Origin of the sequence: Aeoliella straminimaris (assembly GCF_024054565.1) — a bacterium.
In the GTDB taxonomy this organism is placed as follows: domain Bacteria; phylum Planctomycetota; class Planctomycetia; order Pirellulales; family Lacipirellulaceae; genus Aeoliella; species Aeoliella straminimaris.
The window spans coordinates 1-12,805 of the sequence record NZ_JAMXLR010000026.1; the positions used below are offsets into that span (position 1 = coordinate 1).

Annotated in this window: 4 protein-coding genes; all 4 read left to right on the forward strand. The window is 57.8% G+C overall.

The annotated features are described in order from the left end of the window. Nucleotides 1-415: 415 nt before the first annotated feature. The 4 genes from NG895_RS07005 to NG895_RS07020 all read left to right on the forward strand — a co-directional run bounded on the left by NG895_RS07005 (nt 416) and on the right by NG895_RS07020 (nt 12,446). Nucleotides 416-1,573 carry a TIGR03032 family protein gene (locus tag NG895_RS07005; protein ID WP_261360703.1) on the forward strand — a complete coding sequence of 386 codons (1,158 nt, stop codon included), beginning with the start codon at nt 416-418 and terminating at the stop codon, nt 1,571-1,573. A 257-nt stretch (nt 1,574-1,830) separates the two neighbouring features. Then, on the forward strand, nt 1,831-10,785 hold the full coding sequence (locus NG895_RS07010) for a beta strand repeat-containing protein (protein WP_252851759.1): 8,955 nt from the start codon (nt 1,831-1,833) through the stop codon (nt 10,783-10,785). Nucleotides 10,786-11,323: 538 nt separating this feature from the next. Beyond that, complete coding sequence (locus tag NG895_RS07015; protein WP_252851760.1) at nt 11,324-11,566, forward strand: hypothetical protein; 243 nt, start codon at nt 11,324-11,326, stop codon at nt 11,564-11,566. Nucleotides 11,567-12,257: 691 nt separating this feature from the next. Beyond that, nucleotides 12,258-12,446 (forward strand): hypothetical protein, encoded by a 189-nt coding sequence (locus NG895_RS07020; protein ID WP_252851761.1) that lies wholly within the window; start codon nt 12,258-12,260, stop codon nt 12,444-12,446. Nucleotides 12,447-12,805 lie beyond the last annotated feature (359 nt).

Sequence of the window (12,805 nt, forward strand, 5' to 3'; positions counted from 1 at the left end):
CAAAAACAGAGGGGAAATGACCGATTCCCCATCCCCATGGCGCAGCAGTTGGCGCACATTTCTAACCATAGGAACCTAACAGTTGAAATTCTCAGTGAGCCCCGGTGGCATCGTAGCGTACGCACGCAGTTCCGATATTGCTTCGCGCCACAAGACCACGGCCCTCGGCGGAGAGGCTCAGTTGGACAAATGACCTTAGAAGATTACGCGAGCCAGTCACGCAATGGCACCTGAAGGTTGACCGTCGCAATAGGGGCCGCTTATGGTGATGAAGCGGGAGAGTAGCTACAAAGCCTAGATTCACTTGATGCAACTTGGGCTGCGGTCACGCTCGGTGAGAAGGCTGCTCCCCATCTGATCTTTATTGCGACTCATCCGATCCCAGCCTTCAGTCTCCGATCCACATTCAATTACCATGGCCGATCCGATAGGACCCGAGCATAGCAATCCACCGAAACAAAGTACCGCAAACGCAGAACCATGGGTGACCGTACAAACGTCTCGTCACTTCATGGATTGGCTCGGTGAGTTCGACATCAGTTTGGGTTTCACGACCTACCAGACTGGGAAAGTCTTCTTTCTCGGGCGAAAGCCCGATAATGGAATCTCCGTGTTTGAGCGGACTTTCAACCATTGTATGGGGTTGTGGGCATCCGACGACTCCCAAGAGCTTTGGCTCAGCTCTAAGTTTCAACTATGGCGGTTTCAGCAGGTTCCTGCGGCGGCAGTCCCGTACCGGACGGATCACGAAGCAGGTGGTTCCACAACTCACCAAGCGTGGACAGAACGAGGTTATGACGTCGCGTATGTGCCCCGGGTCGGTTACACCACCGGCGATCTAGATATTCACGACATCGCCGTGGATTCGGATGGGAGAGTAGTTTTCGTGTGCACTTTGTTTGGCTGCTTGGCAACACTCAGCCAGCGCGCCAGTTTCCAGCCGTTGTGGCGACCTCCTTTCCTGAGTGCTTTGGTGCCCGAGGACCGTTGTCACTTGAATGGACTGGCCATGCGAAATGGTCGGCCTGCCTTCGTGACTGCGGTGGCCGACACCGATGTGGTGGATGGGTGGCGAGATCGTCGGCATGATGGCGGGTGCGTGGTCGACGTTCACTCTGGCGAGATGATCGCACGAGGGCTCTCAATGCCTCACTCACCGCGATGGTACCGCGACAGCTTGTGGGTGCTGAATTCTGGGACCGGAGAGTTGGGCACGATCAATCTCGACACGGGCCAGTTCGATCCCGTCGCCTTTTGCCCTGGATACCTGCGCGGGCTCAGCTTTATCGGCGACTACGCGATTGTCACACTCTCGAAGCCAAGACACGCTAGCTTCAATGGGCTCGCACTTGACGATCGCCTTCAGGCCCGCAACGCTGAGGCGCAGTGTGGTCTGCAAGTCATTGATGTGCGAAGCGGCACAGTCGCACACTGGGTGCGCTTGGACGGAGCGCTCGTAACGGAGCTTTACGATGTAGTCGTACTCCCTGGTGTGCGTCAGCCTATAGGGTTGGGGTTGAAGACAAACGAGATCGAACGGCTCATTCTGGTCGACGAACCAGGAAACCTCTAGACTTCGGACGATTAGATTCGTCGTTCTGGCCTTTGACGACTCGCTTATCCTAGCAGTTTACCAGTAAGAACCGCCCATCGCATAATTTGACAGCACGTGTCGCCAACGTTTATTCTTGCGGGGTCTCACGTCTGTTGATTCTCATCTAGTTGGGGGGGCTTGCGATGAAGCGGTCGGACTTGCTTGCTGGATTACGCCCACTGTTTCCTGCAGCCACCCGGAAGCGCACTCCCAAGACGACATTTCCGCGGCCATCGATGCGCCGAGCCAGATTCGAGCACCTGGAAGACCGTCGGCTACTGGCGGTCGACTTCGGCGACGCGCCGGATACGGCGTTGGGAACAGGCGTCGGCAATTACAATACGCTCTCCACGGACAACGGTCCGCAGCATACGATTGTCGTCGGCCTCCAAATGGGCGCCAGTGTCGATGGCGACGGAGGCGCTCTGCAGAACGCTGCCGCGAACGCCGACGACGTCAACGCCGCGCTACCCGACGACGAAGATGGCTTGGTCAATCCCACTGCTGACCTCGTGCTGACCGAGGGCACCCAGCCCACAATCGACGTATGGGTCACGAACACCAGCGGCTCGACGGCCACGCTCTACGGTTGGATCGACTATAACACCGATGGGGTGTTCGACAATGTGACGGAGCGAACGTCGGTGAATGTCGCCAATGGCACGACCGATGGTGTGTCTACGCTCCTGTTTCCCACCGTGCCGGACGGCATTGCAGGCACTACCTACGCACGGTTCCGACTGAGCACCGATACGGCGGCTGCTAGTCCAACAGGCGCCGCAGCGGATGGGGAGGTGGAAGACTACCGGGTCAATGTGACTGCCCGCAGCAGTGGTTTGGTTGACAATGCAAAGAGCGAAAAGATTGCCCATAACGGCATTGGCCGGCCCACGCTAGACAATAGCGATTATTTTGGGCGATCGGTTGCCGCGATTGGTGACATCGATGGTGATGGCATCACAGACTTAGCAGTAGGCGCCAACGGAGATGATACTATTGGCAACGAACGAGGGGTCCTTCATATATTCTTGATGAATCCTGACGGTTCGGCTAGAGCTGAGTCGGTGATTTCCTCCGGTCAGATCGGGTTGGCGAATGGTGACTACTTTGGCAGCTCAGTAGCGTCAATTGGTGATCTTGACGGCGATGGAATTACGGACGTGGCCGTGGGCGCGGAGAGAGCTGATGTTTCCAATGGCACCAACGTTGGGCGTCTTCATGTCGTGTATCTGAATGCAAACGGTACTCGAAAATCCTCGAACTCATTCACCAATTATGCAAATCCTGGTGCTTACTTTGGTCGTTCGGTAACTGGCATTGGCGACCTAGACGGCGACGGGATTCTCGACCTTGCAGTGGGTGCTTACGGCGACGACACCGGTGGAGCAGATCGAGGATCGGTCTATGTCGCCTTCATGGACTCGGATGGAGACCCCGGTTTGCAGCGGAATATCGCGAGCAATAGTAACGGCGGTCCTCAGCTCACCGACGGCGATAAGTTTGGCAGTTCCCTTGCCAACATTGGCGACCTCGATGGCGACGGAGTCACGGACCTTGCCGTAGGAGCGGTGGGCGACGACACGGGCGGAAGCGATCGCGGCGCAGTCCATATCCTATTCATGAACTCCGACGGCACGGCGAAGAGCACGCAGAAGATTGCCAGCGGCACGGCCGGCGGCCCAACGCTGACCGACGGTGATCAGTTTGGCCGTTCGGTAGCGTCACTGGGTGACCTGGACGGAGACGGCGTGACTGACCTGGCGGTGGGTTCCTACTACGACGACACGGGTGGAAGCGCCCGCGGTGCAATTCATGTGCTGTTCATGAACACCGATGGCACCGTCAAAAAGAGCCACAAGATTGCCAGTGGCACGAATGGCGGACCGACTCTGTCGAACGACGATCGCTTCGGTGTTTCCATCACGTCGATGGGTGACCTCGACGGGGACGGCATCACCGACCTGGCCGTGGGCGCCAATTTTGACGACACCGGCGGCATCAATCGCGGTGCGGTTCACATGCTGTTTCTCGGCGAAGAGTTGATTAACACGCCACCTGTGTTCACCTCTCCTGCAGCAGTGGATGTGCCCGAGAACTCGACCTCCGTGATGACCGTGACGGCCGATGATGCCGAAGCCCCACCACAGGTAGTCACGTTCTCCATCGCCGGCGGCGCGGACCAGGATAAATTCGCCATTACATCAGATGGCGAACTCTCCTTCATCGATGCACCCGATTTCGAAATGCCTGTCGACGCCAACGGCAACAATGTCTACGTCGTCACTGTCGAGGCAAACGATGGCGATGGTGGGACTGTGAGCCAGACGATCAGCGTGACGGTTACGCCCGTCAACGATTATTCACCGAAGTTTACCTCCCCGGCCGCGGTGGAGATGCCAGAAAATACGCTGGTGGTTCAGACCGTCACCGCAACGGACGGCGATCTACCGAGCCAACCAATCACTTTTTCCATATCGCCTTCCTTCGATGCAAATCTATTCTCCATTACCAACGACGGCGTACTGTCGTTTAAGGAGGCTCCCGATTACGAATCTCCCGCTGACGAAGGCCAGGACAACACCTATCGAGTGACCGTCGGGATCAGCGACGGCTTTTCTTCCTTGTATCGTGTGGTGACGATCACCGTTACTCCCACCAACGACAATGCGCCTGTTTTTACTTCTCCTTCCACCGCGAACGTTGTAGAAGGCACGCTGGACGTCCTGACGGTCGTAGCGACAGACGCGGACCTACCTGAACAGGCCATTTCCTACGATTTAGAAGGTGGCGCCGACCTCAACCGTTTTTCGATTGACAGCAGCGGTTTGCTGTCGTTCATTACGCCTCCCGATTACGACGCCCCCAGCGATGCCAATGGCGACAATGTCTACGAGGCGTTGGTGACAGCCAGCGATGGAGCAGGCGAATTTACTACCCAGCCGATCAGCGTCCGTGTGGTGTCGGGAACCGACTTCGGCGACGCTCCAGATTCCGGCGTGGGAACCGGTGCTGGCAACTATCAGACTCTCGCAGCGGACAATGGGGCCAGGCATACGCTCGTCACTGGGCTGCAATTGGGGAGTGCTATTGATGGCGACGATGGGCTGCTTAGCAACTCATCAGCACTGGCGGACGACTTAGACGCCGCCTTGCCCGATGACGAGGACGGGCTGGTCAGTCCGGCGACCGATCTGCAATTGACGATCGGTACGACGCCGACAATCGCCATGCGTGTCACCAACAGCACGGGAACGACCGCGATTCTCTGGGGATGGGTCGACTACAACGGGGACGGAGCGTTCGACAATACCACGGAGCGCGCAGCTGTCGCCGTGCCAAGCGGAACGATCAACGAAATCGCGATGTTGACCTTACCCATGGTAACCGGCGACTTGGCCGGCGACACCTACGCCCGATTCCGCCTCAGCACCGATTTGGCAGCCGCCGACTCGACGGGGCTTGCCCTGGATGGCGAGGTCGAAGACTACCGCGTCTCGATCACGGCCCAGAGCGACGGGACGGTGGATTCAACCGCCACGCAAAAGATCGCCTCGGGCATAGCCGGCAGCCCAGCCCTGCAAGACCTTGATCTGTTCGGCCGGGCCGTCGAAGGGATTGGTGACCTCGACGGCGACGGCGTGCGCGATGTGGCCGTCGGAGCGATTGGCGACGATTCGGGTCGCGGTGCGGTGTACGTGCTCTTCATGAACCCAGATGGCACGATCAAGGACCAAACAGAAATCGCCAGCAGCCTCAACGGCGGTCCGGCGCTCAATGGTTTTGATCGTTTCGGTCACTCCATCGCTTCCTTGGGCGACCTGGATGCGGACGGTGTGACGGACCTCGCCGTGGGAGCAATAGCAGTAGACACTGGCGGAACTAACCGTGGTGCAGTTTTTGTGTTGTTCATGAACCCTAACGGGAGCGTCAAGAGTTTTGAGATGATTGCCAGTGGCACGGGTGGAGGGCCGGCACTGTCAAACGGCGATCTCTTCGGCGTTGGAGTGTCGGCCGTGGGGGATCTCGACGGGGATGGGATTGTCGACTTGGCGGTGGGCGCAAATCAAGATGATACCGGCGGCGTGGATCGTGGAGCGGTGCACCTGCTGTATATGAATGCCGATGGGACCGCGAAGGCCACTCAGAAGATTGCCAGTGGTCTCAATGGAGGACCCGTCCTGGCCGACGGCGATCAGTTTGGCCGTTCGGTGAGTACGCTGGGCGACCTGGACGGTGATGGACGCCCCGAACTCGTTGTCGGGGCCCCCGCCAATAGTGCGAGTGCTGGTGCTGTTTACATCCTGTCGCTGAATCCTAATGGCACCGTTAAGTCAACGCAGAAGATTGGCAGCGACATCGGCGGTGGCCCCTTGTTGCCAGCCGGCGTTGCGTTTGGCGCCGCGGTTGAGACTGCGGGCGATCTGGATGGCGATGGCGTGGATGATCTTGTTGCAGGGGCACGCTTCGATCGGACGGCAAGCGACACGACCGGTGCGATCCACATCCTATTCATGAACTCCGACGGCACGGTGAGAGAGAGCCAGAAAATCGCCGGTAACATCAATGGCGGTCCGTCACTAAATGTAGGTGGCGAATTTGGAGACTCGGTGAGTGCCATTGGCGATCTGAACGGAGATGGCGTCACGGAACTGATCGTAGGAGCCGCCAACGATGCCACCGGCGGACCGGACCGTGGGGCGGCTTACGTATTGTTCCTGAATGATCTCAACACCGATCCGGTGTTCACTTCGCCAACTTCAGTCAATGTCCCGGAAAATTCGACGACCGTACTCACCGTAACGGCAGAGGACAGTGATTTGCCCCCGCAAACGCTATCTTACTCGCTTGTTGGCGGCAACGATCAATCAAGCTTCTCTATTACTAGCGGTGGCGTGCTCAGCTTCTCCAGTCCACCCGATTTCGAGACCCCCTCGGACGACAACGGCGACAACATCTACGAGGTCGTAGTCCGCGTGAGCGACGGCCAGGAGGGTGAGGCTACCCAGTCGCTCCTAGTCAACGTGACGCCAGTGAACGACAACGATCCGATCTTCACGTCAACTTCTTCCGTTGACGTACCCGAGAATATCACTGGCATCCTTTCGTTGACCGCCACCGATGACGATGCGCCCACACAATCCATTACGTTCTCGGTGGCGGGTGGCGCCGACCAGGGGCAATTCGACGTTTCCCCGGGCGGCGTTCTCTCCTTCGCCTCACCTGCCGACTTTGAGGTGCCAATGGACTTCAACGGCGACAACGTTTACGAGGTGATCGTCGAAGCGAGTGACGGGTTCGGTGGTTTGAGTCAGCAGTCAATCACGGTGATGGTGACACCCGAGAACGACAATGATCCGGTGTTCATTACGCCAGACCAACATGAAGTACTCGAAGGGATGACCGATGTATTGCAGATCGCCGCCATCGACGACGATCTTCCCGCACAAACGGTCACTTACACTCTTGCGGGCGGCGAGGATGTTGATCAGTTTTCGCTTGACCCAGCGGGCCAATTGACTTTCGATGTCGTCACCGATTTCTTCAGCCCGACGGATGCCAACGGCGACAACGTCTATGAAGTGACGATCGAGGCAAATGATGGTCAAGGCGGGACAACAACTCAGATGCTGAGTATAACTGTTGTCTCGAATACCGATCTAGGCGACGCGCCGGATGTGCAACCGGGAACGGACATCAACGACTATCAAACATTATTTAGCGACAACGGTCCACGACATCGCATTGTCGACGGGTTGCGATTGGGTGCCAGCGTGGATGGCGACCCGGGCGACTTACAGAACTTTCTGGCCCAGGCAGACGATGTCGGGGCGGCATTGCCTGATGACGAAGATGGTGTGTCAAACCCGGCCAATGATTTGGTGCTGACGGTTGGCACGACGCCCTCGATTAACTTGTGGGTAACGAACACGACCGCTGATCCTGCCACGTTGTATGGGTGGGTGGATTACAACGCCGACGGCGTCTTCGATAATGCCACCGAGCGTGCTAGCGTTGCGGTTCCCGCCGGGACGGACGGTGAGATTGCTACACTGATATTTCCCAGCATTCCGTATGGTGTAACGGGCACGACCTACGCCCGCTTCCGCTTGAGTTCCGATGTGGCAGCAGCCGATCCGGTGGGACTGGCAATTGATGGCGAGGTCGAGGACTATCGGGCGACGATTGTACGAGCGAGTGATGGTACGGTTGATCCGGCGTCAACCGTTGCGATAGGAAGCGGAATCGGCAATGGTCCGGTGGTCGCTGACAACGCGTATCTAGGCAATTCAGTGGCCAACATTGGCGACCTAGACAACGACGGCATTTCTGATCTGGCTGTCGGTGCCACAGGCGATAGCACAGGAGGTTCTCGCAGTGGTGCCATCTACGTGCTCTTCATGAACGCCGATGGCACGGTGAAGAACGACACGAAGATCGCGCACAACACCTCAGGTGGTCCGTCCTTGGGAGTCCTCGACCAATTTGGACGTTCGATCACGGCCCTAGGCGACCTCGATGGCGATGGCGTGACGGAATTGGCGGTGGGGGCCAATGGTACCTTGAGCGGCGGTTCAGGACCTGGAGCGGTCTACGTCCTGTTTATGAACACTGATGGCACTGTCAAGAACAGCACCAAGATTGCCAATGGGTTGAATGGCGGTCCCTCAATCGGAAACGGCGACCAATTTGGCTGGGCTGTCGGATCACTGGGTGACTTCGACGGCGATGGAATGACCGACCTGGCCGTGGGGTCTCTTTCTGATAGTACCGGCGGCCCGCAACGCGGAGCGGTGCACGTTCTTTTCTTGAACACTGATGGCACGGTGAAGAGCAGCCAGAAGATCGCAAGCGGAGTCGGTGGTGGGCCCGTGTTGTCAGATGACGACTTCTTCGGGCGTTCGCTCACAGCGATCGATGATCTCAATGGAGATGGACGCGGTGAACTCGTGGTTGGCTCAGTGAGAGACGATACGGGCGGCGACAATCGTGGGGCCGTGTACGTCTTGTTTATGAATCCCGATGGCACGGTGGCAAGCTACCAGAAAATCGCCAGCGACACGCTCGGAGGACCAACGCTCACCGATGGCGACAACTTTGGCTTCTCCGTTTCACCGGTCGGTGACCTGGATGGCGATGGCGTGGCCGATCTCGCGGTGGGTGCCGCCTACGACGATTCCGGCGGAGCGGATCGTGGAGCCGTGCATGTATTGTATCTGAACTCCGACGGTAGCGTGAAAGGGACGGGAAAGATCGCCAGCGACCTGTCGGGCGGCCCAACGATTGCCGACGACGAGTCATTCGGAAGCGGCGTAACGTCGCTTGGCGATTTGAACGGCGATGGGGTCATCGACCTGGCTGTGGGCTCGGAACTCGCCGATCTGGGTGGACTCAACCGTGGTGCCGTGCGAGTGCTGTTCCTCGATAAGGTCAACACTGATCCAGTCTTTAGCTCTCCCAATGCTGTAGCCGTAGCGGAGAATTCAGCTTCGGTGCTTACCGTAACGGCAACCGATGCTGATTATCCGCCACAACTGGTCAACTTCTCCATCGTTGGTGGAGTGGACGATGGCGCATTCACGATCACTGAGCAAGGCGAACTGTCGTTCGTCGCACCACCCGACTACGAAGCTCCCACGGATGCCGACGGCGACAATATCTACGAGGTGGCCGTCGAAGCGAGCGATGGCGACGGTGGCACGGCAACGCAAGATATGCTCGTCACGGTCACCGCTGAGAACGACAATCTGCCGGTATTCACGACGCCTTCCGCTGTTGACGTGCAGGAGAATACCACGGCCGTTCTCACTGTCGCGGCTACGGACGCAGACTTGCCAGAGCAGACGCTCATTTACTCGATCGTCGGTGGAACTGACGAAACGGCCTTCATGATTACTGAAGACGGTACGCTATCCTTCGCCGCCAGTCCTGATTACGAACAGCCTGCTGATGTCGATGGAAACAACACGTACGAGGTGACCATCCTGGCCTATGACGGGGCTGGCGGTGAGCAGACACAGACGATAAACGTCAGCGTGACACCAGTCGACGACAACAGCCCGATATTTACGACTCCTGATACTGTCGATGTCGAGGAAAACACGACGGCCCTACTCACAGTGGTGGCCACGGACACCGACCAGCCTCCACAGGCGATTACGTACAGCATCGTTGGCGGTGCCGATCAGGCGAAGTTCGATATTACAAGTGGCGGAGAGCTGACACTTGTCGAAGGACTCGATTTTGAGTCGCCAACCGATGCAAACGGCGACGGTATCTATGTGGTCATTGTACAGGCTACGGACGGCGTCTCGCCGACCTTCCAGGCGATCTTGGTCACGGTCGTTCCAGTGAATGACAACGATCCGGTGTTCACTTCGCCCAGTGCAGTAGGCGTCGACGAAAACACGACCAGCGTGCTGACCGTTACAGCGACGGACGCGGATCTGCCGGCTCAAGACATCACCTTTACGCTCGTGGGTGGGGCCGACCAAGCCAGTTTCTCTATCACCAGTGCCGGCGAACTCAGTTTCAATGAAGCCCCCGACTTCGAGATGCCTGTGGACTCGGATGGCAACAATGTCTACGAAGTGACGGTCGAAGCCACTGACGGACAGTTGGGTACAACAATGCAAACGGTTCTTGTCACCGTCGAGGATGTCGAAGAGCCGTCTTTTGGGGACTTCAATCGAGATGGCCGAGTCAATCTCGCCGACTACGTCGTCTGGCGCAACAACCTGGGCGCGTCAGACGAAAGCAGCATCAACGATAACGGCGACGGCATGAACGGTGTCGACGCGGCAGACTACCAACTCTGGAAAGACAACTTCGGCAACACTTATCCAGTGCCAGTCGCGGCACTAACTGCTACCGTTGCCGCAATGAGTGCGTCGGCAACTACTGGATCGGAAGCAACTGGCGACGCATCAAATCCTGCAACTGACGCAGCCTTTGCCGCGTACAATTCGCCGGAACCTGATGCGACCGCGACCCAATCATCCCGTGGTGAGTCAACGACGACGTCAAGCGGCACCAATGACCAGCCATCACTACTTCTGCTGCTGGACCAGCAAGAGCACGATAGCGAAAATTCACAGCCAGTAGACTCCCTAGCTAGCGAAGAACGGCGATCACAAAGGTCGCCAGCGACACTCGAGTCTTCACTGGCCGTCGTCTTCGACGATTGGCGTTAGGATTTAACTTCTAGGAGATCCGTCTGGATTGCACCATTCCCTAAAGCGTGGATCAATCCGTTCAGTTCGCTCCATTCTCCTGCGACCGAACCGCCAAGGTGGTCGGCCATGCAGGCTTAAGTACTCAACTAAGAAGTCGAAGCGATAACACTCATTGCCAAGAAGAGCAGCTGCCAGTGTCGCCCCTTGCTGGAATGACTTCAGCGCGATGCTTCCAAAGCGTTGTCGATTTCCGTCGGAAAGGTCGTACGCAGGTCGCAGCAGCCACCCTCAAAGTGCCCAGTTTAGAATGGCAGTTCGGTGCGCGGATTCGATTGGGGCCGAGACAGCGCCAACAGCGCCGCATACTGCGCCGCGGGCATGGAGAATCGGTAAGTCTTCCACGCTTTGTGAGGTTCTTACGAGTCCCGGATGGACTCGCAGGCAGGTTAAAAGACTTCAACTTGTGACGGCCACGTGACACTGACATTGGACGCCAAGGCGACGTACCGTTGGGCAGTTGTGCTATAGTGCCGTATGTTATCTGCGGAGAAGCAACATGTACGTCCCTGCGTTCGAGCAGCGAGGCACGACCAAAATGCCCCAAGAGCCCCACCAAGAACCCTCGACTGAGGCGACCAGCAGCCGCGATTCGACTAGATTCGATCCGCGGACCAAACCGGGGTATCCACCGAATCCGAAGCGCCTGACGCCGGAGGAGGCGCAGCGGCAGTGCGACGCGCTGCCGGAGTCGGCCTGGGAGGCGGGCGAGGAAATGGCGCGGAAGCAGGGCCTGATCTGAGCCAGCTGACCGAAGTCCAGTGCGTCCAGCTGGCCCCTCATCGGCAGATCGGGTGGAGTTACCCCACAACTGGTATCATTTGGGGGCGTGGAGTCTTTGGGTTGGACCATCCACGGTCCCGAGCTTGGCCGGCGTGACGCCCGCTCCTTTTCGACGAACCGGCGAGCACTTCCCTTCAGGCGAGAGGCCGACGCACAGTCGCCAAGATTGCCCCCGTTGGGGCGTTTCTGCCCTAATCCACCCTTTCCCGCGGCGGCCAAGACGCGGCGCCAGACGGCCTCCTGGACCCTCAGGCCACACATCATGCGTTCACGCTAGAAAGCGCAAAACGGTAGTCTACCGTTTTGGCAGCTTCGACCCTACTGTGCATAAATAGTATCAAATGCAATCCAAAGAAACCATTTGCAACGGCGAATACAGGGGTGTATGATCCTATGAAACCAGAGGGAAACGCCGAAACTCTCGTGATTCGTGGGCGTTTTGACATGCAAGAGGTCACAGATTCGAGTTCTGTCGTGCCCACTTCTGTTAAACCCTTTGGCAGACGCGAGTTAGCGTATCCGGCACTTCTGCCGTGCAGCCTGTAGTCACCCTCGTTTTGGTTGTAATCGTACAACCGAAAGGACGCAGGCATGCCACGTAAGCCTCGAGTACCGCCTACTCGCTTCACAAGCCCTCTGGCCTCGCCGTTGTGAAGATTAAGCAGCGGTCCATCTACTTGGGCAAGTTCGGCTCGGACGAATCCCGAGAAGCCTGCGCGCGCATTGTCGCTGATCTGCTGGCCAGTCGCCCCATCACGCCACCGGCGACATCTGCCAAAACACAAGTTGCCCCCGCTCCATCACTCACCTTCGGTAACTTGGCGGCTCGTTACATCTAGCACGCTGAGAGCTACTACCGCAAAAACGGCAAAGTAACCAGCGAAGTCTACTGTATCCGCCGCGCGGGGGAGTTCCGCACGGCCAACCATTCCGATTTAACCGCTGAAGCATTTTGCATTGGCGACCTAAAGGTGGTGCGGCAGGACATCGTCGAATCGGGCGTATCTAGAGATCCGTCGTGAACAAGTACGTGGGCCGCAACGGAGGAACTGGGGCCCAGCAACGTCGCGGCTGGCTCAACTGGAAGCTAGGCTCGCCACACAGAGGACGCGCCGAGAACGCAAGGAAATCTCGCGTGCTGAGAAACTACAGCGTTACCTGATGCCGTACCGTTACGAAGAATGGCTCCAACTGGCCG